This window comes from Actinoplanes sp. NPDC021490, from assembly GCF_055562135.1.
The window spans coordinates 41,315-65,560 of record NZ_JBVHFW010000021.1 but is presented as its reverse complement, the minus strand read 5'-3'; the positions used below and the strand labels follow the sequence as shown (position 1 = coordinate 65,560).

The 24,246-nt window shown below is 70.3% G+C and carries 21 protein-coding genes and 1 tRNA gene; 13 read left to right on the top strand and 9 right to left on the bottom strand.

The annotated features are described in order from the left end of the window. Positions 1–16: 16 nt before the first annotated feature. Positions 17–172 (bottom strand): DUF4177 domain-containing protein, encoded by a 156-nt coding sequence (locus tag ACZ3I4_RS40060; protein WP_465387342.1) that lies wholly within the window; start codon positions 170–172, stop codon positions 17–19. A 119-nt stretch (positions 173–291) separates the two neighbouring features. On the opposite strand from ACZ3I4_RS40060, the gene ACZ3I4_RS40055 reads away from it, so the two are divergent. From ACZ3I4_RS40055 to bagB, 3 genes are read left to right on the top strand one after another with little or no spacing between them, the layout of a single operon-like run. Next, a complete protein-coding gene (locus tag ACZ3I4_RS40055; protein ID WP_465387341.1) occupies positions 292–1,302 on the top strand; it encodes an Rv0361 family membrane protein in 1,011 nt (336 codons plus the stop codon). 23 nt (positions 1,303–1,325) lie between these two features. Next, the gene (gene bagA, locus ACZ3I4_RS40050; protein ID WP_465387340.1) at positions 1,326–2,279 is read left to right on the top strand and encodes an ATPase BagA; all 954 of its coding nucleotides are present in this window, start codon (positions 1,326–1,328) and stop codon (positions 2,277–2,279) included. A 58-nt stretch (positions 2,280–2,337) separates the two neighbouring features. Beyond that, positions 2,338–3,465 carry an ATPase BagB gene (gene bagB / locus ACZ3I4_RS40045; protein ID WP_465387482.1) on the top strand — a complete coding sequence of 376 codons (1,128 nt, stop codon included), beginning with the start codon at positions 2,338–2,340 and terminating at the stop codon, positions 3,463–3,465. Between the two features lie 15 nt (positions 3,466–3,480). Here bagB and ACZ3I4_RS40040 read toward each other — a convergent pair whose 3' ends face one another. Then, a complete protein-coding gene (locus tag ACZ3I4_RS40040) occupies positions 3,481–3,783 on the bottom strand; it encodes a WhiB family transcriptional regulator (RefSeq protein ID WP_465387339.1) in 303 nt (100 codons plus the stop codon). 326 nt (positions 3,784–4,109) lie between these two features. On the opposite strand from ACZ3I4_RS40040, the gene ACZ3I4_RS40035 reads away from it, so the two are divergent. After that, the gene (locus ACZ3I4_RS40035) at positions 4,110–6,518 is read left to right on the top strand and encodes a transglycosylase domain-containing protein (protein WP_465387481.1); all 2,409 of its coding nucleotides are present in this window, start codon (positions 4,110–4,112) and stop codon (positions 6,516–6,518) included. A 61-nt stretch (positions 6,519–6,579) separates the two neighbouring features. Here ACZ3I4_RS40035 and pyrE read toward each other — a convergent pair whose 3' ends face one another. Next, positions 6,580–7,104 (bottom strand): orotate phosphoribosyltransferase, encoded by a 525-nt coding sequence (pyrE, locus tag ACZ3I4_RS40030; RefSeq protein WP_465387338.1) that lies wholly within the window; start codon positions 7,102–7,104, stop codon positions 6,580–6,582. A 92-nt stretch (positions 7,105–7,196) separates the two neighbouring features. Here pyrE and ACZ3I4_RS40025 point away from each other — a divergent pair, with 92 nt between their 5' ends. From ACZ3I4_RS40025 to ACZ3I4_RS40015, 3 genes are read left to right on the top strand one after another with little or no spacing between them, the layout of a single operon-like run. Continuing rightward, on the top strand, positions 7,197–8,357 hold the full coding sequence (locus tag ACZ3I4_RS40025) for an FIST signal transduction protein (protein ID WP_465387337.1): 1,161 nt from the start codon (positions 7,197–7,199) through the stop codon (positions 8,355–8,357). 48 nt (positions 8,358–8,405) lie between these two features. Further along, entirely contained in the window at positions 8,406–10,568 is a 2,163-nt protein-coding gene (locus tag ACZ3I4_RS40020; RefSeq protein ID WP_465387336.1) for a putative bifunctional diguanylate cyclase/phosphodiesterase, read from the top strand. 60 nt (positions 10,569–10,628) lie between these two features. Next, a complete protein-coding gene (locus ACZ3I4_RS40015) occupies positions 10,629–10,931 on the top strand; it encodes a hypothetical protein (RefSeq protein ID WP_465387335.1) in 303 nt (100 codons plus the stop codon). Between the two features lie 38 nt (positions 10,932–10,969). On the opposite strand, the gene ACZ3I4_RS40010 is transcribed toward ACZ3I4_RS40015, so the two are convergent. After that, positions 10,970–11,167, bottom strand: coding sequence for a hypothetical protein (locus tag ACZ3I4_RS40010; protein WP_465387334.1), 198 nt, complete (start codon positions 11,165–11,167; stop codon positions 10,970–10,972). Between the two features lie 23 nt (positions 11,168–11,190). Then, positions 11,191–11,643, bottom strand: coding sequence for a GatB/YqeY domain-containing protein (locus ACZ3I4_RS40005; RefSeq protein WP_465387333.1), 453 nt, complete (start codon positions 11,641–11,643; stop codon positions 11,191–11,193). 26 nt (positions 11,644–11,669) lie between these two features. On the opposite strand from ACZ3I4_RS40005, the gene ACZ3I4_RS40000 reads away from it, so the two are divergent. Beyond that, positions 11,670–12,578 (top strand): metallophosphoesterase, encoded by a 909-nt coding sequence (locus ACZ3I4_RS40000; RefSeq protein ID WP_465387332.1) that lies wholly within the window; start codon positions 11,670–11,672, stop codon positions 12,576–12,578. Between the two features lie 72 nt (positions 12,579–12,650). Next, positions 12,651–12,727: transfer RNA gene (locus tag ACZ3I4_RS39995), tRNA-Pro, on the top strand. Between the two features lie 222 nt (positions 12,728–12,949). On the opposite strand, the gene mraY is transcribed toward ACZ3I4_RS39995, so the two are convergent. Continuing rightward, positions 12,950–14,062: a phospho-N-acetylmuramoyl-pentapeptide-transferase gene (gene mraY, locus ACZ3I4_RS39990; protein WP_465387331.1), complete on the bottom strand. Its 1,113-nt coding sequence runs from the start codon at positions 14,060–14,062 to the stop codon at positions 12,950–12,952. Positions 14,063–14,244: 182 nt separating this feature from the next. Here mraY and ACZ3I4_RS39985 point away from each other — a divergent pair, with 182 nt between their 5' ends. The 3 genes from ACZ3I4_RS39985 to ACZ3I4_RS39975 all read left to right on the top strand — a co-directional run bounded on the left by ACZ3I4_RS39985 (position 14,245) and on the right by ACZ3I4_RS39975 (position 16,267). Continuing rightward, positions 14,245–14,682, top strand: coding sequence for a hypothetical protein (locus ACZ3I4_RS39985; protein WP_465387330.1), 438 nt, complete (start codon positions 14,245–14,247; stop codon positions 14,680–14,682). A 62-nt stretch (positions 14,683–14,744) separates the two neighbouring features. After that, positions 14,745–15,494: a sulfite exporter TauE/SafE family protein gene (locus tag ACZ3I4_RS39980; RefSeq protein ID WP_465387329.1), complete on the top strand. Its 750-nt coding sequence runs from the start codon at positions 14,745–14,747 to the stop codon at positions 15,492–15,494. Between the two features lie 134 nt (positions 15,495–15,628). Further along, a complete protein-coding gene (locus ACZ3I4_RS39975; RefSeq protein WP_465387328.1) occupies positions 15,629–16,267 on the top strand; it encodes a hypothetical protein in 639 nt (212 codons plus the stop codon). On the opposite strand, the gene mycP is transcribed toward ACZ3I4_RS39975, so the two are convergent. Both mycP and eccCa read right to left on the bottom strand, forming a co-directional pair. After that, complete coding sequence (mycP, locus tag ACZ3I4_RS39970; protein ID WP_465387480.1) at positions 16,264–17,481, bottom strand: type VII secretion-associated serine protease mycosin; 1,218 nt, start codon at positions 17,479–17,481, stop codon at positions 16,264–16,266. The two genes, ACZ3I4_RS39975 and mycP, sit on opposite strands and share 4 nt — an antisense overlap. Positions 17,482–17,631: 150 nt before the next feature. Continuing rightward, positions 17,632–21,600: a type VII secretion protein EccCa gene (gene eccCa, locus ACZ3I4_RS39965; protein ID WP_465387327.1), complete on the bottom strand. Its 3,969-nt coding sequence runs from the start codon at positions 21,598–21,600 to the stop codon at positions 17,632–17,634. A gap of 141 nt (positions 21,601–21,741) precedes the next feature. Here eccCa and eccD point away from each other — a divergent pair, with 141 nt between their 5' ends. Next, positions 21,742–23,175, top strand: coding sequence for a type VII secretion integral membrane protein EccD (eccD, locus tag ACZ3I4_RS39960; protein WP_465387326.1), 1,434 nt, complete (start codon positions 21,742–21,744; stop codon positions 23,173–23,175). 119 nt (positions 23,176–23,294) lie between these two features. Here the strand turns inward: eccD and ACZ3I4_RS39955 are convergent, their stop codons facing one another. Continuing rightward, complete coding sequence (locus ACZ3I4_RS39955; RefSeq protein ID WP_465387325.1) at positions 23,295–23,798, bottom strand: inorganic diphosphatase; 504 nt, start codon at positions 23,796–23,798, stop codon at positions 23,295–23,297. Between the last annotated feature and the right edge of the window lie 448 nt (positions 23,799–24,246).

The following is a 24,246-nucleotide window of genomic DNA, read 5'->3' as shown; positions in this document are numbered from 1 at the left end:
GCGCCGGTCACTCCGGTCACTGCTTCGGCCGCTTCAGATAGGCGACCAGCTGCTCCGGATTCGGCCCGGGGACGACCTGGACCAGTTCCCAGCCGTCCTCGCCCCAGTTGTCGAGGATCTGCTTGGTCGCGTGGACCAGCAGGGGCACGGTCACGTACTCCCACTTCTGCATCGCTCGTCTACTCCCTAATCGTCGGTACCGGGTCAGCTTAGGGCCCGCGGACCGGCCCGTTTGGCTAGGCTGAGCGAGCCGCAGGGCCGATCGGTAACCGGGAGATCACGGAGGGCGACATGACGCACCCGCACGGCGGGTTGCCGGGTCATCCCGAGCCCACCCCGGTGCCGTCGCCCGAGCCCGAGCCGCCGCAGCCCATCCCGCCGCCGGAGCCGGTCCCGGCCCCCGGGCCGCCGCACGAGTGGCCACCGGCCGCCGCGGCCGTGACGCCCCCCTCGCCTGTGATCGACTCCGTCGACGCGCAGCCCTCGCCTGTGATCGACTTCATCGACGCGCCGCCGAGTCCGCCCCCGCCTGTGGTCGACTTCATCGACGCGCCGCCGGATCCGAACGACCAGCAGTGGCCGCCGCCGGGCACGTTCGCCGACGAGGCCGGCGGGCACGACCGCACCCAGGTGATCCCGCCGGTGCCCGCGGAATCCGAGACCCGGTCGGCCAGCTGGCAGCCGCCGCCCGCCATCGCTCCCTGGCATGCCCGGCACGAGGCGCCCGGCGAGTGGCAGACCACGCCACCCGAGCATCTGGCGTTCCACCACTCGGTGCCCTCCGAGGCCCCGCCGCCGCCCGAGCCGATCTGGGCCGGCGCGCCGCTGCCCTCCCAGGCGTCGGCCGAGCCGGGCGGGCCGCGGCGGCGCGGCGCCCTCTGGGTCTCGCTCGCGCTCGTCGGCACACTGCTTCTCTGCGGCGGCGGCGCCGTGTCGGCCTATTTCCTCCTGCGCGACGCCGACAACCCGGGTTCGCCCGACCCGTCCACCGCGGTCAGCAAGTTCCTGACCGCCGTCTACACCGATCAGGACGCCACCGCGGCCGACGACCTGGTCTGCCGCGAGGCCCGCGACGAGGCGAAGATCGCCGATCGGGTGTCGGACGTCAAGGCGTACTCGGCCGGTTACACCGACCCGGTGTTCCGCTGGAAGGACCCCGAGGTGACCGAGAACAACGACGATCGAGCCCGGGTCGAGGTCGAGCTGACGATGTCGACCGCGGACGAGAAGACGTCGTCGCAGGAGCTCGAGTTCATCGTGATCCGCAAGACCGGCTGGCTGGTCTGCGATGTGACCGGCTGAGCGTTCGCCGTACCTTTGACGTCATGGGTGAGCACGTCAACAGATGGCCGGCGCGGCTGCATGTGGTGACCGGCAAGGGCGGCACCGGCAAGACCAGCGTCGCCGCGGCGCTGGCGCTGGGCCTGGCCGCGGGTGGTCGGCGCACACTGCTGGTCGAGGTCGAGGGCCGGCAGGGCATCGCCCAGCTGTTCGAGACCGAGCCGCTGCCTTATCAGGAGCTGCGGATCGCCAAGGTGGCCGGCGGCGGCGAGGTGCGCGCGCTCGCGGTCGACCCCGAAGAGGCCCTCCTCGAATACCTCGACATGTTCTACCACCTGGGCGCGGCCGGCCGGGCGCTGCGCAAGGTGGGTGCCATCGACTTCGCCACCACGATCGCGCCGGGCCTGCGTGACGTGCTGCTCACCGGCAAGGTCAAGGAGGCCACGACCCGATCGTCGGACGGCCGCCGGGCGTACGACGCGGTGGTCCTCGACGCACCGCCGACCGGTCGCATCGGCCGGTTCCTCAACGTGACGACCGAGACGGCGAAGCTGGCCAAGATGGGGCCGATCAAGACCCAGAGCGAGGGTGTCGCGTCGCTGCTGCGCTCGCCGATCACCTCGGTGCACGTGGTCACGCTGCTCGAGGAGATGCCCGTACAGGAAACTCTGGATGCCATCGCCGAGCTCGACGCCCTGCAGATCCCGGTCGGCCGGATCGTGCTCAACGCCACTCGTCCGGCGCTCACCACGGCCGGCAAGGTGACCAAGGCCGAGCTCAAACGGGGCCTGACCGAGGCCGGGCTGCCGGCCGACGCGGCCACGGTCAACGGGCTCGTCAGCGAGGTGAAAGCGCACCTCACCCGGCAGGAGCTGGAGGAGACGCTGCGCACCGAGCTGGCCGAGTCGGGTCGTCCGCTGGTCGAGCTGCCGCTGCTGCCCCGCGGCGTCGATCAGGACGGGCTCGACGAGCTGGCCGCCGCCCTCATGCGTGCGTGACCCGCCACAGTCCCGGTGCGCCCGATCTCCTACGGATTACGCTTGAGCAGTGGCTGATGTGACCGCTGAACGACTCGATGTCGACGGTCTGCTCGCCGACCCCGCCACCCGCATCGTCGTGTGCTGCGGCGCCGGCGGGGTGGGCAAGACGACGACCGCCGCTGCCGTGGGGCTGCGGGCGGCCGAGGTGCACGGGCGGCGCACCGTCGTGCTCACCATCGACCCGGCGCGCCGGCTGGCCCAGTCGATGGGGCTCAGCGAGCTCGACAACACCCCGCGCCAGGTCAAGGGGATCGACGGCGACAGCGGCGGTGAGCTGCACGCCATGATGCTCGACATGAAGCGCACCTTCGATGAGGTGGTGCAGCAGCACACCACGCCGCAGCGTGCCGCGGAGATCTTCGCGAACCCGTTCTACCAGGCCATGAGCTCGACCTTCGCCGGCACGCAGGAATACATGGCGATGGAGAAGCTGGGTCAGCTGCGGGCCACCGACGAGTGGGACCTGATCGTGGTCGACACCCCGCCGTCGCGCTCCGCCCTCGACTTCCTGGATGCTCCGGCCCGGCTGTCCCGGTTCCTCGACGGCCGGATGCTGCGGATGCTGCTGGCCCCGGCGCGGTCCGGCGGCCGCAGCATGTTCAGCCTGGTCACCGCGTCGTTCGGCCTTTTCTCCCGTACGGTGCAGAAGGTCCTCGGCGCCCAGTTGCTGACTGATCTGTCCGGTTTCGTGGCCGCGCTCGACTCGATGTTCGGCGGTTTCCGGCAGCGCGCCGACCAGACGTACCGGATCCTGCAGGACCCGCAGACCGCGTTCCTGCTGGTGGCGGCGCCCGAACGGGACGCGGTGCGGGAGGCGGCGTATTTCGCGGAGCGTCTCGTGGCCGAGCGGATGCCGCTGGCCGGTCTGGTGCTCAACCGCATGCACCGCACCGAGGCGACCGGTCTCACCGCCGACGAGAGCGAGGCTGCCGCCGACGCTCTGACCGCGGCCGGCGACTCGCCGTTGACCGCCGACGCGCTGCGCATCCACGCCGGTCTGCTGCGCCAGACCGAGCGCGAGCAGCGGGTGGCGGCCACTTTCATCGACGCCTTCCCGGCCGTGCCGACGGTCTCGGTCACGGCGCAGCCCGCCGACGTGCATGACGTCGACGGGCTGCGGACGATCGGCTCGCTCCTGGCGTAAGCCTGTTCGTGCGGCCTAGCGGGTGGGGACGAGCACCTTGTCGGCGCCCTTCTCCCGCATGGCGGCCTCGAACATCTTGCGCCAGCTCGCCACCTGCGGGTGACGGCGGAGCAGTGCGCGCCGTTCCCGCTCGGTCATGCCTCCCCAGACACCGAACTCGATCCTGTTGTCCAGGGCATCGGCGAGGCACTCGTAGCGGACCGGGCAGCTGCGGCAGATTCTCTTCGCCACGTTCTGCTCGGCGCCCTGCACGAAGAGCGCGTCAGGGTCGCCACTCTGACACGCCGCCATGCTGGGCCAATCGCTGATCATCCCCATGTGTAAACGTCCCCCCTTGCGTTACCCCCTGACGTCCGCGGCTCATGTCCCCCAAGCCATGCAGACGTCGTGCGACAAGCTCGCCGGACCATCATGCTCTGTAGTCGGGCGATTACGCAACGTTGTACCTGAAATACGTACAGCCCGGTGGTTCCGGGCAAAGGCCGCCTATGGCATGGCATCAGCGTGGGCCCGAGCGCGACGCCGTTCGTCGAAATCGCCCCAAGATTCGGTCCGGAGAGGCACACTAATTCTGGGCGAAGCGTGACCTTCTCGACGGGCGGCCACGTGCTCTTGTCGCGTACCCTGCTCAGGTGACTTCCTGGATGCGCCGACGCGATCACAACATTTTCGCGAACGCGACCTCGTTGCTGATCTGCGGTCTACTCGCCGGCGTCGTCGTCGCGGCCGCGGCTTTCCCGGCCGCCGCGATGTCCGGCCTGGCCGCCAAGGCCGGTGGTGAGACGTTCGCGCAGCTGCCCAGTGAGCTCAAGGATTTCAGCTCTCCGCAGATCACCCGGATCTACGCGTCGGACAACAAGACGCAGATCTCGCAGTTCTACGACGAGTTCCGCAGCGACGTGCCGCTGAAGGACATCGCGAAGCCGATGCGGGACGCCATGGTCGCGGCCGAGGACCGGGAGTTCTACAACCACAACGGCGTCGACCTCAAGGGCGTTGCGCGCGCGTTCGTCAACAACAGCGGCAAGTCCGACTCCAAGCAGGGCGCCTCGACCATCACCATGCAGTACGTGCGGATGTCGCTCGCCTATTCGGCGACGAACCCGCAGGAGGTGGTCGACGCGACCAAGGACACGCCCAAGCGCAAGATCACCGAGATGAAGTACGCGCTTCAGGTCGAGAAAGAGCTCACCAAGGACCAGATCCTCGAGCGCTACCTGAACATCGCGCCGTTCGGTAACCAGGCGTACGGGGTGTTCGCGGCCAGCCAGGTCTACTTCAACAAGCGGCCCAAGGACCTGACGCCCGGTCAGGCCGCGATGCTGGCCGGCATGGTCAAGGCCCCGACCAGCTTCAACCCGACCAGCAAAGAGGGCTACGACCAGATCAAGCAGCGCCGGGACAACTACATCCTCCCGGCCATGGTCGAGATGGGCTCGCTCACCCAGGCCCAGGCCGACAAGGCGAAGAAGGAAGCGATCCCGCGCCAGGTCAAGCCGGTCGGCAACGGCTGCGTCTCGGTGGCCAACAACAACTGGGGCTTCTTCTGCGACTACTTCTACCGCTGGTGGATGAGCCAGGAAGCGTTCGGCGCGACGCCGTACGACCGGGAGCGTCGCCTCAAGAGCGGTGGCTACCGCATCACCACGACGATGAACGTCGAGGCCCAGGCCGACGCCCGCAAGCGGATCGCCGACCACATCGCCGAGATGGACAAGAACGCGCTGCTGCTGGCCGCGACCGAGCCCGGCACCGGCAAGGTGCGCCTGCTCGCCGCGAACCGGAAGTACAAGCTGCCCGACCCGGCCCACCCCAACCCGCTCTCGTCGGACCGGAAGAAGGCCAAGGCGGGCGTCCGCGCGACGTACCCGAACACGACCAACCCGCTGCTCAGCGGGGGCGGTGACATCAGCGGCTACCAGGCCGGCTCGGTGTTCAAGATCTTCACGATCATCGCGGCGCTCGAGAAGGGCTACCCGCTGGCCTATCCGATCAAGGCCGAGAAGCGGTACAAGTCGGGCTACATCATCGATCGCGGCAACGACTCCGCCTGCTCCGGCACCCACTTCTGGTGCCCGAGCAACTCCGGCGGGGGCGGCGAGGGTCTCTACGACATGCACTCCGCCTTCGCGAAGTCGATCAACACGTACTTCGTGCCGCTCGAGGAACAGGTCGGCGCGGAAAACGTGGTCGCCGTGGCCAAGCGGTTCGGCGTGCAGTTCCGCGTCGGTCAGGACGCCAAGTACGCGAACGACCCGGTCTCCGCGAACCAGTGGGGCGCGTTCACGCTCGGTGTGTCCGCGTCGACGCCGCTCGACATGGCCAACGCGTACGCCACGCTGGCCGGCGACGGCATGTATTGCGAACCGACCCCGATCGAGCAGATCACCACGCAGGACGGCGACAAGCTCGACGTCGGCAAGCCCCGTTGCATGCGGGCCACCAGCAAGGACGTGGCCCGGGCAGCGCTCGACGCGGCCCGCTGCCCGGTCGGCGACTCGGCCCAGATGGGTCGCTGCAACGGCGCCACGGCGCGCCAGACCAAGTCGACGGTCAAGCACCCGGTGTTCGGCAAGACCGGCACGACCGACGCCGACAAGACGGCCGCGCTGATCGCCGGCACCACGTCGCTGGTCATCGCGGGCTACCTGGTCAACCCGGACTGGCCCGACCACCGCGACCGCATGTCGCACGACATCGTCAACCCGGCGGTCTACCAGACGCTCGGCGACTACATGAAGGGCAAGCCGAGGGAGCAGTTCAAGGAGCCCGAGAATCGCAAGATCGCTTACGGTGATCAGAAGTCGATCCCGGACGTGACCTGCGACTCGCTCGACGAGGCGCGCGACCGCATCGAGGGCGCCGGCTTCGACGTCTCGATCGGCAGCGAGGTCGAGTCGGACTGCCCGGCCGGCACCGCCGCGGGCACCTCTCCCGACGGCCGCACCATCAAGGGCGGGTACGTGACCATCAACCCGAGCAAGGGCAAGGCCAAGCCGCCGGCCGGCCCGGGCGGCCAGCCTTCGGGGCCGCCGAAGCCTCCGGGCCGCTGACCCATCACGCAGAAACGGGCGGGACATCCACCAGGATGTCCCGCCCGCTGTGGTTCGAGGGTCAGGCCACGGCCTCGAGGTCGGCCCGGGTCAGCAGGGCCCGCAGCGTGATGCCCTCGGCCGACAGCGCCTGCGCGCCGCCCTCCTGACGGTCGATCACGCAGAGCGCGTGGTCGACGTGCGCGCCCAGCCTGCGCAGATCGCCGGTCGAGATGACGACCTGGCCGCCCGAGGTCACCACGTCCTCGACGATCAGCACCCGCCGCCCGGCGACCTCGGCCCCCTCGGCCAGCCGCGCGGTGCCGTACTGCTTGGCCTGCTTGCGGACGAACGCGGTGGGCAGCTTGGCGTGCCGGGCCAGCGCGGTCACGACGGCGATGCCGCCCATCTCGAGACCGGCCAGCACCTCGGTGCCCTCCGGAATCAGCACGGCCATCTGCTCGGCGAGCCGGTCGAGCAGTTCCGGGTCGGCCTCGAACTGGTACTTGTCGAAGTACTCGTTGGCGACGCGGCCCGAGCGGAGGGTGAACTCGCCGGTCAGCCGGCTCACGGCGCGGACCTGCCGCGCAAGGTCAGATTCAGTCACAAGGCCCTACCCTGTCAGGCCACTCCCGGACACCCGACGGCACCCCACACGCAACCACTCAGCAACCGACAAACCGTGCCGATCAGAGGATCATGCAGACCAACCCGCACCGGTGGTTCGGCGTGGGCCAGAGCGTCGCGCCCCGGTCCCGCAAGGCCGGTGCCGAGGCGGCCGCGGAAGCGATCGGCGGCCGGGAGGCCAAGGCCGTCTTCGTCTTCGCCTCGGTCGCCCACGACCTGCCCGAGCTCCTCGCCGGCGTGCGGCTCGAGGCCGGCCCCGACGCGGAGATCGTCGGCGCCACCACGATGGGCGAGCTGGGCAGTGCGGGAGCCACCGACGGCGGGGTCGCGGTCGCGGCCCTCGGCGGCGACGGCTTCACGGTGCAGGCCCGGGTCGCGGAGATCAGCCGGTCCGACCCGCGGAGCGCGGGAGCGGCGGCGGCCGAGGCCCTGCGCGGCCTGGACGACGAGAACCAGGTGCTGATCCTGCTGGCCGACGGCATGTCGGGGCAACCACATGAGATCGTGCGCGGGGCGTACTCGGCCATCGGCGCCAGTGTTCCGCTGGTCGGTGGGTTCGCCGCGGACGATCGGAAGTTCGACAAGACGTACCAGTTCTACGGAACCGACGTGCTCAGCGGCGCCGCCGTGGGGCTCGCGCTCGGCTCGGACGGGCCGATCGGCATCGGGCTGGCGCACGGCTGGCGGCGCACCGAACCACCGATGGTGGTGACCAAGGCCAGCGGCGCGCACATCTATCAGCTCGACGGCGAGCCGGCCCTGGACGTGCTGCTGCGCCGCAACAACTTCGAGGGCTCGGCCCAGGAGTTCTTCGACCGGGGCCGCAGCCTGCAGCCGCTCGGGCTGTCTCGGCGCAGCGGCGAGGACATCCGCGTGATCCACGCCGGCGACGACGACGCCCGCTCGGTCTGGGGCACGGCCGACGTGCCGCAGGGGGCGATGGTCTGGCTCATGGAGGGCGACCGGCAGTCGATGGTCGACGGCGCCGCCTGGTCGTGCACCGAGGCGATGGCCCGGCTCGAGGGCATGCCCCCGCTCGGGGTGCTGGCGTTCGACTGCGGCGGGCGACGGGCCGGGCTGACCGATGGCGGCCTCGAAGAGGAGATGCAGGCCATGCGTACGGCCCTGAGCGACGCGCCGTTCGCCGGCTTCTACACCCACGGCGAGATCGCCCGCGTCCGCGGCGCCCTCGGCACCCACCACCTGACCCTCGTCACCCTGGCCCTGGCCTGAGACATGCCGGCCTGGTCCTCACATCTGCTTACCGAATACTTCACCGCGGTGAACGCGGCCGCGGACGAGAACGCGGCGATCGCCGGCGCGGTCGAACGGGCCACCGAGATGGTCGAGGCCGAGGTGGGCGCGGTGGTGCGGGACGGGCAGATCTTCGGGGCGTACGGCTTCGGACCGGTCGTGCCCGAGACCGGGCTGCACGAGGTCGCCGCGGGACAGCCGATGCTGACCGTCCCGTACGTGGGGGAACTGCACGCCGTCAGCAACCCGCTCGGCTCCGAGACCGGGGACGCGCTGATCGTGGCCCGGCTGTCCGAGCCGTTCGAGCCGGCCGAACGCCAGATGCTGCAGGGCATGGGTCAGGTGCTCGGTCTGGCCCTGCGCAGCATCCGGGTGCTGGCCGCGGAACGCCGGTTGCGCGCCGAGAAGGAACGGCAGGCGACCACCGCGCAGACCCGGCAGCGGCTGGTCGAGTCGCTGCTCACGATCCAGCGGGCGATCTCGGCCCGGCGTCCGCTGCCCGAGATCCTCGACGCGGTGACCAGCGGCGCGGCCGAGCTGCTGAGCGGGGCCACGGTCACGCTGATGCTGGCCGAGGGCGGTCCGGAGCGGCGGCTGACCATCTCCTCCAAGTGCGGCACCGGGACGCCGCCGCCGGAGAGCCTGGCCCGCGCCGCGATGGCGGGCGGAGCGGTGGTCGTCCGGCCCGACGGCGCCGGATGGATGATCGCCGCCCCGGTCCGGGTCACCGGCGAGATGGCCGGCTGCCTGCTCGCGCACCTGCCGGGGATCGGCGGGCAGCAGACCGAGCAGCGCGACCAGCTGGCCGCGTTCGCCCAGCAGGTGAGCCTGGCGCTGACCGACGCGCGCACGGTCGAGGCGGTGCGGGAGGCCCACCACGACCCGATCACCGGGCTGCCCAACCGGGCCCTGTTCCTCAAGATCCTGAACCGGGTGCTGGCGTCCCGGGGCACCACGGCCGACCCGACCAGCGTGCTGTTCATCGACCTCGACCGGTTCAAGGCGGTCAACGACAGCCTCGGCCACGACGCGGGGGATCAGTTGCTCGCCCTCGTCGCCCGGCGGCTGCGGGGATGCGTACGGGCCAGCGACACGACGGCCCGGCTCGGCGGGGACGAGTTCGCCGCGCTGCTGCACGACTCCCCGGCCGACGCGGCCGAGTCGGTCGGCGAACGGATCATCGCGGCCATCAAGGAGCCGTTCCGGTTGTCCGGGCGCGAGATCTTCATCGGCGCCAGCGTCGGGATCGCGATCTCGCGTGAGGCCGAGCAGAAGTCCGAGGAACTGCTGCACAACGCGGACGTGGCGATGTACCGGGCCAAGAAGGACCGGCCGGGCCGGGTGCTGGTCTATCAGCCGTACATGCACGCCGAGGCGCTCGACCGGCTGAGCCTGCGCGGCGACCTGCAGCGGGCGCTGCGCGACGGCGAGTTCCGCCTGCAGTACCAGCCGCTGGTCCGGCTGGCCGACGGCAACACGGCCGGGGTCGAGGCCCTGATCCGGTGGCACAGCCCGACGCGCGGCTTCGTGTCGCCGGTCGACTTCATCCCGATCGCCGAGGAGTTCGGGCTGATCGTCGAGATCGGCCAGTGGGTGCTCGAGACCAGCGCGATCCAGGTGGCCAAGTGGCGGCGGGACTTCCCCGAACTGGGACTCAACGTCAACGTCTCCGGCCATCAACTCGTACATCCGAGGTTCGCCGACAACGTGATGCGGGCGCTGGCCATCGCCGGGCTGCCGTCGAGCGCGGTGACGCTGGAGCTGACCGAGTCGGTGCTGATGAGCGAGCCCGACCTGGGCAAGTCGGCCCTGCATGTGCTGCGCGGGCTCGGCGTACAGCTGTCGATCGACGACTTCGGCACCGGCTATTCGTCGCTGGCCTATCTGCGCGAGCTGCCGGTGGACGAGCTCAAGATCGATCGGGCGTTCATCGCGCGGGCCGAGCTGACCGGGGAGGATCTCGCCCTGGTCCGTACGATCGTCGAACTCGCCCAGATTCTGGGGCTGCGCGTGGTGGCCGAAGGAATCGAGAACGCGGCCCAACTGGCGGCGTTGCGCGGGCTCGGAGGCGGCTACGGGCAGGGCTATCACCTGTGCCGGCCGATCGATCCGGAAGTGGTTCCCGACTATTTGGCCCGAGCGCAAGCCGAGTCACCCGTTGGCGTACTTGATCACCGCTCTACCGCATGAGCCATGCTCTAGGGGTACTTTTCGGCTAATTAGTACATTTGCCCCGGAAGGAAAATAACGGTGACACCCTTCGCGTTGCTCTTCCTGCTCGCCCTCGCCGGCTCCTCTTGTTTCGCCCTCGGCCGCGCACTTGGCCGCGGTGAGCGATACGAGAAGGGGTACCGCGAGGGATTCCGCGACGGCGAGACCGGTTCGCTGGCTCGTGCCGCGCGCCTGATCCAGCTCAACGACCGCCCGGCCATCGCCCCGGCCATCGAATCGATGCTCGGGCCCTACGCGGTGCCGCAGCAGCAACTGCCCGGAAGCCGCAGTGTCGGACCGGCGGTCACGGCGGTGCCGGTCCGGCCGCAGCTCGCTATCTGAATCTTTCCTCGGGGCACGGGCCTGACCCGTGTCCCCTTTTAATTGCCGAAACGAGCCAGGCCGGCGATGCCGAGAATCATCGCCAGTTTGCCCAGGCGCTCTTTGCGATAGAGGCCGACCGCGCCGAGAATCACGGCCGGCGGTCCGGCGAAGATCGGGAAGGCCGGCACCGAGATTCCGGCGGAGTCTGCCTGCTCTTTCCGCGGGAGGCAGGTCGACCCGGCATCGACCGGCAACCCGCGGACCTGAGCCGAAGCGGTCAGCCGAGCTGTTTGCGCACCTCGGCGGCGACCCGGCCGCCCTCGGCCCGACCGGCCACCGCGGCCTGCGCCGCCTTCATGGCCGGACCCATCTGGCCCTTGCCGGTGAAACCACCGGCCGCGAGCGCCCCGGCCACGAGTTCGGCGATCTCGTCGTCGGTCAGCTGCTTGGGCAGGTAGCGCTCGATCACGTCGCCCTCGGAGCGCTCCTTGGCCGCCTGCTCGGCCCGGCCCGCGTCGGCGAACGCCGTGGCCGCCTCGCGACGCTTCTTCGACTCCTTGCTCAGCACGGCGAGCACCTCGTCGTCGGAGAGGTCGCGGGCCTCGGCCCCGGCCACCTCGGCGTTGCGTACGGCGGCCAGCGCCATCCGCAGCGTGGCCGTGGTGAGCTCGTCGCGGCCCTTCATCGCGGCGTGCAGGTCATCGTTCAGGCGGTCTTTCAGCGTTCCCATGGACGGAGAAACTACCCTTGCTTTCCATGCGCAAGCGCTCCCTTTTCGCCCTCGGTTCCGGTGTCGTCGCCGCGGGCGCCGCCACGTTCGCCTATGCCTCGCTGATCGAACGCAACATGTTCACGCTCCGGCGCTTCGACGTGCCGGTTCTCGAACCGGATGCCGAGCCCCTGCGCATCCTCCACCTGTCGGACCTGCACATGATGCCTGACCAGCGACGCAAGCAGAACTGGGTGGCCGCGCTGGGCGGCCTCGACCCCGATCTGGTCGTGGTGACGGGCGACAACATGGCCGACCCCGAGTCGGTGCCCGGCGTGCTGCGCGCCCTCGACCCGCTGCTCGCGGTGCCCGGCGCGTTCGTCTTCGGCTCGAACGACTACCGCGGACCGCGCCTGAAGAATCCGTTCGCCTACCTGGTGCGCCCGTCCTCGGAATACGAGGAGGACCAGCTCAAGCGGCCCAACCTGCCGACGGAGGACCTGCGCGCGGCCATGGTCGACGCGGGCTGGGCCGACCTCAACAACGCCCGTACGGTGCTCAAGGCGGGCGGCCGCTCGATCGAGCTCGCCGGCGTGGACGACCCGCACATCAACCGCGACGACTACCCCTCGGTCGCCGGCCCGATCTCCACCGGCGCCGACCTGCACCTGGGCGTCACCCACACCCCCGCCTCCCGGGTGCTCGACGCGATGGCCGCCGACGGCTTCGAGCTGCTGCTGGCCGGCCACACCCACGGCGGCCAGGTCTGCGTCCCCTTCTACGGCGCCCTGACCACCAACTGCGACCTGCCCCGGTCGATGGCCAAGGGCCTGCACCGCTGGCCCGGCTCCGACTCGTGGCTGCACGTCTCGGCCGGCCTGGGCACCCACCCCACAGCTCCCGTCCGCTTCAGCTGCGTCCCGGAGGCCTCCCTGCTCACCCTGATCCCGCGCTGACCTGCGGTTTTGCCTTTAGGGGGATACCGATTTCGCGTCCGCCCCGACGTCGGATAGTATTTCCAGGCAGCTCGGGGTGTGGCGCAGCTTGGTAGCGCGCTTCGTTCGGGACGAAGAGGCCGTCGGTTCAAATCCGGCCACCCCGACCAGTTTCAAGGGCCGTTTCCAGTCATGGAAACGGCCCTTGTTGCATCCTGGGTGACTACCGCTCCGGGCGGAAGTTCTCATCCATCGCGGCGGCACCACCGAGCAGGACCGGTCTGAGGTGCGGGCTCGTCCCGCCGCTGCGCTTGGGCCGAGTCGCGCGAGCAGCCCGTCGGCCGGCGTGGAACCGCGGAGCCGGGCCGCTGCGGTGACGGCTCGTCACGGAGTCAAGAAGCGTTCTGGAGGAAGTCGCCGTAGAAGAGGCACAACGCGGTTCCGACGCTCATCGCTGCGATGATCCAGAAGCGGATTACGACGTTGCTTTCGGTCCAGCCGGCCAGTTCGAAGTGGTGGTGGATCGGGGACAACCGGAATACTCGCCGGCCGGTGGTGCGGCGCGAGATTACCTGGATTACTACCGACATCACGCTCATGACGAACAAGAAGCCGATGATCGGCAGCAGAAGCATGGTGTGGGTGGCCATGGCCAGGCCCGCCATCAGGCCGCCCAGGCCCAGCGAGCCGGCGTCACCCATGAAGATCCGGGCCGGTGAAGTGTTGGACCACAAGAATCCCAGGCAGGCCCCGGCGACCCCGGCGGCGATGATTGCCACCTCGAGCGGGTCGCGGACGGCGTAGCAGTAGGCGTTCGGGTCGGCGGCATAGCCTGCGGTGTCACCACACCAGTGCTGGTACTGCCAGTAGCCGATGACGGCGTACGCGCCCATCACCAGAATTGTTGCCCCGGTGGCGAGGCCGTCCATCCCGTCGGTGATGTTCACCGCGTTGCTCATGAAGAGAACCATGAGGACGAACACGATGACCACGCCGACCTTGGTGACGTTCAGCCAGGAGATGTCCTTGATGAACGAGATGCGGTCGGAGCCGACGGTCTCGCCGTTGGTCGACGGGAAATTCGTCGCGATCACGCCGCAGAGCACGCCGGCCAGCAGCTGACCGATGAGCTTGCCCCGGGCGCTCAGTCCGGCCGTGCTCTTGATGACCACCTTCAAGTAGTCGTCGATGAATCCGACGGCTCCGCAAAGGATGAAAATGCCCAGCAGGACCAGGCCCGTGATGGTCGGCCGGATCTGTCCGAGCTGAGCCTCGGGCAGGCCCAGCAGGGCAATGTGCCCGGCCATGTAGGCGATCAGGGTGGCCAGGATGAAGGCCAGCCCGCCCATCGTGGGGGTGCCCTGCTTGGTCTTGTTGGAGGCGAGCCCCAGATCGTCCCTGATGGGCTGGGCGGCGTTGAACCGCAACATCAGCTTGGCGAGGAAGGGGGTGCCGATCAGCGCCAGCACGAAGGCCACCGTTGCGGCGACAGTCACCGCTCTCACTCGGGCACCTCGAGTTGTCGCTCGATCGGCGTGGAAAGCCGGCACGGGTCCGCAAGCCGCGAAACCTCCACCAGCACCTCCTCAATGTGCCCGTACTTCAAGATCCGAGCGGGAGGATAGTCGAGCCGGGCTGCTCACGCCGACCCCATCGATGATCTTCCGTGGGCATCTACGATCCGGGCATGTCCTTCACCGACTACTTTCTGGCGCCCGACGACACCATCGCGGCCACAGCTATGGCCGACGGTGGTCCGGTGATGACCTCGCTGCCCGTCATCGAGGCGAAGCACGTGGATCCGGTGGTCAACCTCGGCAATCTCGAAGCCATCCTCACCGACCGGCCGTACGAGGCGGTGATCGGGCAAGCCCGGCAGGGCAAGGCGGTCAGCGATGTCTCCTCCGAAGAAGTCGAGGAGGTCATCGTCGCGGTGACCGACTCGCTCCGTGATGCGCTCGCCGCCGCTCCGGAGGCCACCATCGACGCTGCCGCGGCCCGTTTGGCCGCAACCGAGGAACTGGCCTGGCTCGACCCGGCCGGGGTCGCCGACTTCGTGCACCGCCTGGCCGGGCTGGCCCGGCGGGCCGACGGTTGGCACATGTACTGCTACTGGACGTTGTGAGGGGAGATACCCGGGCTGAGCCCGCGGCCGGCCGCCGTGACCGGCGTCAATACGGTGACCGGGTGCTGGTGAGCGATGCCTTCGTGCTGGTGCTCGGCGGTGTCGGCGGCGGGCTGAGCGGATCCATGGCCGGGCTCGCCTCGCTCGTCAGCTATCCCGCCCTGCTGGCGGTCGGTCTCCCGCCCATCGCGGCCAACGTGACGAACACGGTGGCCCTGCTCTCGAACACCGTGGGCACCGCGGCGGGAGCGCGGCCGGAACTGCGCGGTCAGGGCGGCCGGCTTTTGCGGCTGTGCGCGGTGGCCGCGGTTGGCGGTCTGGCCGGGGCCGTCCTGCTGCTGGCCACGCCGTCGTCGGCCTTCGAGCGGATCGTGCCGGTGCTCGTCGCGCTCGGCGCGGCCCTCCTGCTGCTGCGCGATCAGCTGCGCCGGTGGGCCGGGCACCGTTCGATGCCGGTCCCACTGCTCGGCGTCGCGATCCTGCTGATCGGCATCTACGGCGGCTACTTCGGCGCGGCCGCGGGTGTCCTGCTGCTGGCGGTCCTGTCGGTGGCCGCAACCGAGCCGCTGCCCGTCACCAACGCGATCAAGGGCATCGTCCTGGGCGCCTCCAACCTCGCGGCCGCGCTCATCTACGCCGTCGCCGCCCCGGTGAATTGGGCCGCCGCCGGCCTGATGGCGATCGGCTGCCTGCTCGGCAGCTGGCTCGGCCCGATCCTGGTCCGCCGCCTCCCGGAACGGCCCTTGCGAATCGCGATCGCTTTCGCGGCCTTCGCCCTGGCCGCCTATCTGTGGTGGCGTGCCGGCAGCTAGCGGCCCGGCCTGACGCGATCTGGGCCGCCGGACCGGCTCTGCCTCATGCGGGCTGCGAAGTGTGCCGCAATGCCCCTGACTGAGCACCGGATCGGCCGACCGGCTGTGGGAAGGTACGCCGGTAGCCTGCCGGGGTGAGTGGTGATCCGCTGCGTGAGTTCGATAACGGTGTCGCGTTCTGGGCGAGCCGGCCGCAATGGCCCGCGGATCTGCACAACGCGTTCTACGCGGAGCGGCGAGCGGTCACTGACGGCGCCTTCACCGATGACTGGTGGGCCGGCACCCGCCGCAGGCTGCATGGCTGGCGGGCCACCCGGGGCATCGGCCGGGCCGATCTCGACCGCCTGTTCGAGAAGCATCGGGCCGAGCTGATCGATGTCTGGCGGACCGTGATCGAACCGCGGCTCCGCGAGGACATCACCACAGTCTCGTGGGACGACGTACGGGCCCTGCCGGATCTGGCCGCGCTGATCAAACCGACCCGGGGTGGGTCAGGGGTGTTTCCGTCGAAGCTGTCGCACTTCATTGCCCCGCGACTGTTTCCGGTGCTCGATCGGACGGCGCTGCCCGGTGGCGGGCACAGCTACGGCAGTTACTTCAAGCTGGTTCAAGACATGTGGAACGGCACCGGTGGGGACGACCAGTTGGCTCTGCGCGGGCGTCTGGCGGCCCTGATTGAGCAGCGCGGCGGCGGATCGATGGTCGACGGTTATCCGGTCGTCAACAAGATCGTGGAGCTACGGCTGATCGGCCGCTATCACCCGTCGGCCTAGGTGGTGCCGGCGAAGCGGCGGATGGTCAGGACCGCGGCCAGGGCGGAGAGCAAGAACAAGGCCGCGGCCGCCCACCAGCTTTGGAAGGACGAAGTCGGGGCGGCGGCGGTGGGAGCGGCGCCGCTTCCGGGCTGTGTGCTGGGGGAGGCGGGGACCAGTTCCTGCAGCTTGCCGTCGGGGGCCGACTGGGCCTGGCCGGGGACCGGGGCGCTGCCGAAGCGGGCGATGCCGGGCGACGGCGAGGTGTCGAGCGGGTTTTCGAAGACGGCGGGCACGGAGGCCGTCAGCGCGCCCACCGGGTCGACCAGGCCGAAGCCGAAGACCGGGTCGCGGCCGGGGGCGCCCTTGTCCTTCGCCGTGCGGATGATGCGGTTGATGACCTCGCCGGCCGGCATGTCGGGCCAGCGGGAACGGATCAGGGCGGCGGTGGCCGAGACCATGGGGGCGGCGAAGCTCGTGCCCTGGACCTTCCAGTAGTTGCCGCCGGAATTGGCGCCGACCAGCTGCGTGGCGGGGGCGGTGACGACCGTTTCCTTGCCGGTGATCGAACCCGACCACAGGGTGTTGCTGTCGCGTTCCATGCCGGCCACCGCGAGCACGCCGGGCTCGCGAGCCGGATACCAGACTCCGGTGGTGGACGACGCGCTCGTGTTGCCCGTGCAGGCGATGACCACCACGTCTTTGGCGAACGCGTAGTCGAGGGCCGCGGCGAGGGCCGCGCTGCTGCCGTAGCCACCGAGCGAGAGGTTGATGACCTTGGCGCCCTTGTCGACCGCCCAGCGGACGCCCTGCGCGACGATCAGGGCGTCGTTGTAGCGGTTGTCCTCGTCGAGGACGCGTACGGGAAGAATCTTGGCCTTGGGGGCGATGCCGACGACTCCGGCCTGATCGTCGCCGCGCCCCGCGATGATGCCGGAGACCGTGGTGCCGTGGCCGACCAGATCGGTGTCGCCGTCGCCCTTGTCGTCGACCAGGTCGAGGCCGGGCAGCACCTGGCCCTGCAGGTCGGGATGGTCGGCGTCGACACCCGAGTCGATCACCGCGACCGTCACGCCGGCGCCGGTGGAATAGGTCCACGCCTCGGTGATGTCGAGCGTGGCCAGGTGCCATTCGTCGGCGCGGACGGAATCGCCTTGCAGCGGACTCGGCTCGGCGGGCACACCAGGCGTGGCGGAGACCGGATTGACCGGGCCGAATACGAACAGCCCAGCCATCGCAGCAGCGGCCAGTCGGCGACCACTCACCAAGGCGCACCGCCTTCAAGGCCGGGAACACGGTCGATGCAGATTACTCCGAAACCGGGTTTTAGGGAGAGGATCCGTCGATGGTTGTCGCACCGCCTGTCTGTTAAATCTTCGCGCATGTCAGTACGGGGGCAGGTGGGCCAGCTGGATCAGCCGCACGCCCTCACGCCGCGTGATCAGCCGCCCACGGCCGGGTGGCATCGGGGTCGGCCGGATCGGGCCGATGAGCGCGCCCTCGTCGGGCGGGCCGGACATCACCAGGCCGGGCGCTGAGAGCTCGCGTAGCCGCTGGATGATCGGCTCGTAGAGCGACCGGGCCGCGCCGCCGGCGCGCCGGGTGAGGATCAGGTGCAGGCCGACGTCGCGGGCCTGGGGCAGGTATTCGAGCAGCGGGGTGAGCGGGTTGGTCGGCCCGGCCACGACCAGGTCGTAGTCGTCGACCAGCACGAACAGTTCCGGACCGGTCCACCACGAGCGTTCGCGGAGCTGCTGGGCGGTCACGTCGGGGCCGGGCAGGCGGCGCTCCATGTAGCCGGCGACCGACTGCATCAGCTCGAGCGTCTTCTGCGCCTGGATCCCGTACCCGATGCGGTGTTCGGTCTCGGGCAGGTCCATCAGGGAGCGCCGGTAGTCGACCAGGATGATCCGCGCCTCCTCGGGCGCGAACCGCTGCGTGATCGTGGTGGCCAGCCCGCGCAGGAACGTGGATTTGCCGCACTCGGCGTCGCCGAACAGCAGGAAGTGCGGGTCCGAGGCGAAGTCGATCTCGACGGGTTGCAGGTCGGCCTCGGAGATGCCGATGGGCAGGCGCAGTCCGCCGCTGCGGTTCAGATCCATTTCCGCGTACGGGACCGAGGCCGGAAGCATGCGCACCCGGGGAGCCGGGGCGCCGTGCCAGTTGGCCGCGATCTCCTTGACCAGGTCGCTCGTGTCGGCCATGGAGCTCAGCTCGGGCCGGACCGTCAGCAGGTGCAGGAACTTGTTCTTGTCCGTCGGGTGCTCGATGATGCCGCGGCCGGGCTTCTCGGGCACGGTCATCGCGGCCCGGCGGTTGACCGTCGAGTCGCTGGGATCGCCCAGGCGCAGCTCGAGACGCGAGCCGAAGAGGTCGCGGATCGCCGGCCGGAAGTCCATCCAGCGCGAGGTCGCGGCGACGACGTGGATCCCGTACGAGAGACCGCGCGTAGCGATGTCGGTGATGACCGCTTCGAGCTCTTCGTACTCCTTGCGCAATGTGGACCAACCGTCGACGACGAGGAACACGTCGCCGAACGGGTCGTTGTCGCCGTCCTGGGAGGCGGTGTTCGCACGACGACGCCGGTACGAGGCCATCGACTCGATGCCCATCGTGCCGAAGCGGGCCTCCCGTTCGGCCAGCAGGGTGGAGATCTCGCCCACCGTGCGGCGGACGCCCACCGAGTCGAGCCGGCCCGAGACGCCACCCACGTGCGGCAGGTCGCGCAGCGTGCCCAGTGCGCCGCCGCCGAAGTCGAGGCAGTAGACCTGCACCTCGGCCGGGGTGTGGGTGAGCGCGAGCCCGCACACCATCGACCGCAGCGCCGTCGACTTGCCGCTCAGCGTCGAGCCGACCACGGCGACGTGACCGGCCGCGCTCGAGAGCTGCAGCCACATGACGTCGCGCAGCTGCTCGCGTGGCTTGTCGACCATCGCGATCGGCACCTGCAGCGCGCCGTGCAGCTCGGGGTTGGCGAAGGCCAGACCGCGCACCGGGTCGGCGACGACCGGGCCGAGCAACTCGTCGAGCGCCACCGACTGGGTGAGCGGCGGAAGCCACACCTGATGGGCCGGGGGTCCCTGCCCGCCCAGGCGGTCGACCGTCACGTCGAGCACGCTCTCGCCGGCCGGGATCTCCTCGAGCTTGGGCTCGACCGGCTTCACCGGCTTGGGCGCGGAAACGTAGCGCGTCGAATAGGACAGGACCAGCGGTTCGTCGCCGGCGCCCCCGGAGGCGGCGCGAGCGCGGGCCTTGGGCAGCGGGCCCGAGACGTACGCCGCCTTGAAGCGCACCAGCGGCTCGGTGCCGAACTTGAGGTAACCGTGCCCGGGGGAACGCGGCAACTCGTACGCGTCGGGCACGCCGAGCACGGCCCGCGATTCGAGGGCCGAGAAGGTCCGCAGGCCCACTCGGTACGACAAGTGGGTGTCGAGCCCGCGCAGCCGGCCCTCCTCGAGGCGCTGGCTGGCCAGCAGCAGGTGCACGCCAAGCGACCGGCCGAGGCGTCCGATCTGGACGAACAGGTCGATGAAGTCGGGCTTGGCCGACAGCAGCTCGGAGAACTCGTCACAGATCACCAGCAGCGACGGCAGCGGTGGTAGCGCGGCCCCACCGGCCCGGGCCTTCTCGTAGTCGCGCAGGCTGGCGTAGTTGCCCGCCTTGCGCAGCACCTCCTGCCGCCGGATCAGCTCGCCGTCGATCGCGTCGACCATGCGGTCGACCAGCGGCAACTCGTCGGCCAGGTTGGTGATGACGGCGGCGGTGTGCGGCAGCCGGTCGAGCGAGGAGAAGGTCGCGCCGCCCTTGAAGTCGATCAGGACGAAGTTCAGCATCTCCGACGAATGCGTGGTGGCCAGGGCCAGCACCAGCGTGCGCAGCAGCTCGGACTTGCCGGAGCCGGTGGCCCCGATGAGCAGGCCGTGCGGGCCCATGCCGTCCTGCGCCGACTCCTTGAGGTCGAGCTCGACCGGCGCGCCGTCCGCGCCCACGCCGATCGGCACCCGCAGCTTGTCGCGGTTGGGCCGCGGCATCCAGGCCTGGGCCACGCTGAACGTCTCGGGGTCGCCGATGCCCAGCAGCTCGGCCAGGCCCATCTCGGTGGCCAGCGGGGTGTCCGACGACTTCGACATCGCGGCCAGGCGCAGCGGGGACAGCCGGCGCGCGACCGCCTCGGCCTCCTCGACGCTGAGCCGGTCGGGCGTGCCCACCTCGGCCTCGTGCTCCATCGAATAGGTGTTGAGCACCCGCCGCCCGCCGTGATGCGCGACCTCGAGCACGAGCAGCGAGCGGTCGAGCAGCCGTGGGGGCTGCTCGTCGAGATCGAGAACGGTGACGCCGTCGATGCCGTCGTCGAGCTGGGTCGCGCCCTTGAGGTCGGCGCCGTCGAGCACGATCACCACGTGCGGCGTGCTCACGCTCTGGCCCATCGGATTGAACCGCGGCCGGTTGCCGATCACGTCCTCGAGCAGCTTCTCCAGCTCGGGCCCGGTGCTCGCGACCAGCCGTACGTGACCGAGCGCGTCGGTGCGGGCCGGGTGCAGGTTGTGCGGCAGCCACTTGGCCCATTCCCACGACGCGCGGCGCTCGGGGCCGGCACAGACCGCGACGATCAGGTCGTCGGGGGCGTGGAACGTGGCCAGCTGGGCGACCACCGCGCGGCTCAGCCCCTGCACGTCGGAGGTCGTGCCGGGACCGCTGCCGCGCAGGAACACCCGGGCGAACCCGCGCAGCGACGCGGCCACCGGCAGGTCGGGCACCACCGAATAGGCGTCGAGGAAGCGTCGCAGGGCGCCCGCGGTCATCGGCTCGAGCTCGTCGAGCGGCCGGGTCACCGGCGGCAGCAGCGGCGTGGCCAGCGTCTGCGGGCCGATCGCCAGCCGCACGACGCCGAAGTCGGGATCGCTGGTGCGTCGCTCCCACACGCGATGGCTGGCCGCGGTGGACCACAGCTTGGTCGGGTCGGGGTGCCGATAGAGCAGGCCGACGCGCTGCTTGCGGGCCGTCTCGCGGACGCGTTTGCGCAGGCCGGAAAGGTGCCGCAGGTATTCGCGGCGGGCCGCCATCATCTCGGCCTTCTTGGGCGAGCCGTTCGAGCCGAAGCTGGTGACCAGCATGGCGATCGAGGAGACGCCGAACAGGCCACCGATCACATAGGCGTAGGGGCCGGTGCTGCCGCGTCCCATCATCATGGCCATCGCGACCGAGCCGCCCAGCATCGGCAGCGCCATCATCGCCTGCTGCCAGCGGCCGCCGGCCGCCTGCGGGATCTCGGGCGGCGGTTCGACGGCGATCTCGCCGGTCGGGATCTCCGGCGCGGGGCGCCGGGCCGACCGCTTGATCACTACCGTACTCATTCCGCCTTTTATCCCTTTCGTCGACAATGGAGCGATTACGCCGGTGGGCGCGGTGCTGGCCTCATGGTAGGTAAAGTGCGCTTGCGTCCGCAGCCTCGTCTTCGTCGATGGAGAAAGCGGGCACATGGGGGAGGTGTATCGATGAGCATCGGACTGGCGCGGGTCACGATCAGTGCTCCGCAGCGCCGCATCGACGTGGCGCTGCCCGAGCACGTGCCGCTGGCCGAGCTGCTGCCCGAGGTGCTGCGGCACGCGGGCGAGGGCCTCGCCGACGACGGTGAGAAACACGGCGGCTGGGTGCTGCGGCGCACCGACGGCGTCGCCCTGGCCACCGCCCAAGGTCTTTTCCCCCAGGGCGTACGGGACGGCGAGGTGCTCCACCTGGTGCCGGCCCACGACGAGTGGCCCGAGCTCGAGTACGACGACGTGGTCGAGGCCATCGCCGAGGGCGCCCGCCGCCGGGGCAACGCCTGGACGCCCGCCTCCACCCGCACGTCCTCGCTGGTCGGGGCCGGAGTGCTGCTCGCGCTGGGCCTGATCGCGGTGCTCGCCGCCGGTCCAGGATGGACGGGCGGGGCCTTCGCCGGGCTCGGGCTGGCGCTGCTGCTCGCGCTGGCCGGGGTGACCGCCTCCCGGGCGTACGGGGATGCCCGCGCCGGTGCGGCCCTCGGCGCGTACGCGATGCCGTTCGCCTTCGCCGGCGGCGCCGTCCTGGTGGCGACCGGCGACCGGGTCGGCGTGCTCGGGCTGCTGCCCTGGCTCGGCGGCTCCGAACTGCTGGCCGGCTCGGTGGCGCTGCTGCTGATCGCCGCGCTCGGCGGGGTCGGCGTGGCCGGTCAGCTGCGACTGTTCACGGCGGGCGCCGTGGTCGGCCTGTTCGGCGCGATCACCGCCCTGACCAGCATGGTCACCAGCGCCGCGGGAGCCGCCGCGGTGCTGATCTCGATCCTGGTCTGCGGGATCGGCGCGATGCCGTTGCTCGCGATCCGCTTCGGCAAGGTGCCGATGCCGCCGGTCGCGCTGCCGACCGGCGCCGAGGCGGCCGAGGGCTTCACCGGGGTCAGCGCGGCCAGCGCGCTCGACGCCGCCCGCGAGCGTCCCGACCGGGCCACCGTGTTCGCGGCCGTGAGCCGCACCGAGGAACTGCTGGCGGGCATGCTGCTCGGCCACGCCGTGCTGGCCGTGGCCGCGTTCGGCGTGCTGTCCGTGGCCGGCTCGCTCTCGGCCCGCATCCTGATGGGCGTCTCCGCGGCGGCGCTGCTGCTGCGCTCGCGGCTGTTCGTCACGCTGCGCCAGCGGGTGCCGCTGGTCGTGGGCGGCCTGGCCGGGGTGGCCGCGCTCGGCATCGACCTGCTGGGCGGCGCGAACGCGACGGTGCTGCTCGGCGTGACCGCGGCGGCGCTCGCCCTGGCCCTGATCACCGTGGTGGCCGGGGCGACCTATTCGCGCAAGCCGCCCTCCCCGTACCTGGGGCGTGGCGCCGACCTGCTCGACACGCTGGTGGTCGTGTCGGTGATCCCGGTGGCGTGCGCGGTCGTCGGCCTCTACGACGCCGTGACCGGCATCGGCGGCTGAGCGCGGCGGAAAAGCAGGCGCGGACGGAGCTCGAAGGCTGCCGTCCGCGCGTGCGATGACGTCAAGGGATCGCGCGACGTCGGCGGGCGACGGCGGTGCGCGACCTCTGCTCGGTCAGATCAGTGCTCGTGGCCCTCGGCCTCGGCGGCCTCCTGGCGCTTGAACGACGCCCGGATCTCCTCCTCGGCCTCGACCCGCCCGGTCCAGGTGGCGCCCTCGACCGACTTGCCGGGCTCGAGGTCCTTGTAGACCGTGAAGAAGTGCTGGATCTCCATCCGGTCGAACTCGCCCAGGTGGTGGATGTCGCGCAGGTGCTCCTGACGCGGGTCCTCGAAGGGCACGCAGAGGACCTTGTCGTCGCGGCCCTTCTCGTCGGTCATCCGGTACATGCCGATGGCCCGTGCCCGGATCAGGCAGCCGGGGAACGTCGGCTCCTGCACCAGCACGAGCGCGTCCAGCGGGTCACCGTCCTGGCCCAGGGTGCCCTCGATGAAGCCGTAGTCGGCCGGGTACTGAGTCGAGGTGAAGAGGGTCCGGTCGAGCCGGATGCGACCAGTCTTGTGGTCGACCTCGTACTTGTTGCGGTTTCCCTTGGGGATCTCAACCAGTACATCGAAATCCATGATGTGACTCCCTTGTTCGCCCGCTTGAGAGAAACCGGTCCCACGGGCGGGGAAAACTGCGGCCGGACATTGGCGGCCGACAGGATCCGCGCGCGACGGTGTGCCGGATGTCGCTAGTCTCCCCTAAGTCTTACGCCGCGTTCTAGGAGGGGCTCGTGGGGAGGCAAGATTCACACGACGGTCCCGGCTACGACGGCGTGTCCGAGTCGCATCGGGACTCCGGAAACGGTAACCCGGCAGCGGCCCGCGAGGGTGATTCTTCGGCACAGCCCGGTCCGACGGTCGACCTCAGGGGTCACGCAGCCGGACAAAAGCCTCAGCAGGCACCGCAATCCGCGGGTCCGCCATCCGTTCGGCCGGAATCCGCGGCCGGTCCGGCCCACGTTTCTCGCGAATCGCGACAATCTCCGCCCGGGCTCGGAAATGGGGCGGGACAATCTCACAACAG

Excerpts from the sequence above, each read along its gene's own strand:
- ACZ3I4_RS40060 (WP_465387342.1), bottom strand. The coding sequence starts at position 172 with ATGCAGAAGTGGGAGTACGTGACCGTGCCCCTGCTGGTCCACGCGACC.
- ACZ3I4_RS40055 (WP_465387341.1), top strand. The coding sequence starts at position 292 with ATGACGCACCCGCACGGCGGGTTGCCGGGTCATCCCGAGCCCACCCCG.
- bagA (WP_465387340.1), top strand. The coding sequence starts at position 1,326 with ATGGGTGAGCACGTCAACAGATGGCCGGCGCGGCTGCATGTGGTGACC.
- ACZ3I4_RS40040 (WP_465387339.1), bottom strand. The coding sequence starts at position 3,783 with ATGGGGATGATCAGCGATTGGCCCAGCATGGCGGCGTGTCAGAGTGGC.
- ACZ3I4_RS40035 (WP_465387481.1), top strand. The coding sequence starts at position 4,110 with ATGCGCCGACGCGATCACAACATTTTCGCGAACGCGACCTCGTTGCTG.
- ACZ3I4_RS40025 (WP_465387337.1), top strand. The coding sequence starts at position 7,197 with ATGCAGACCAACCCGCACCGGTGGTTCGGCGTGGGCCAGAGCGTCGCG.
- ACZ3I4_RS40005 (WP_465387333.1), bottom strand. The coding sequence starts at position 11,643 with ATGGGAACGCTGAAAGACCGCCTGAACGATGACCTGCACGCCGCGATG.
- ACZ3I4_RS40000 (WP_465387332.1), top strand. The coding sequence starts at position 11,670 with ATGCGCAAGCGCTCCCTTTTCGCCCTCGGTTCCGGTGTCGTCGCCGCG.
- ACZ3I4_RS39985 (WP_465387330.1), top strand. The coding sequence starts at position 14,245 with ATGTCCTTCACCGACTACTTTCTGGCGCCCGACGACACCATCGCGGCC.
- mycP (WP_465387480.1), bottom strand. The coding sequence starts at position 17,481 with ATGGCTGGGCTGTTCGTATTCGGCCCGGTCAATCCGGTCTCCGCCACG.
- eccCa (WP_465387327.1), bottom strand. The coding sequence starts at position 21,600 with ATGAGTACGGTAGTGATCAAGCGGTCGGCCCGGCGCCCCGCGCCGGAG.
- eccD (WP_465387326.1), top strand. The coding sequence starts at position 21,742 with ATGAGCATCGGACTGGCGCGGGTCACGATCAGTGCTCCGCAGCGCCGC.
- ACZ3I4_RS39955 (WP_465387325.1), bottom strand. The coding sequence starts at position 23,798 with ATGGATTTCGATGTACTGGTTGAGATCCCCAAGGGAAACCGCAACAAG.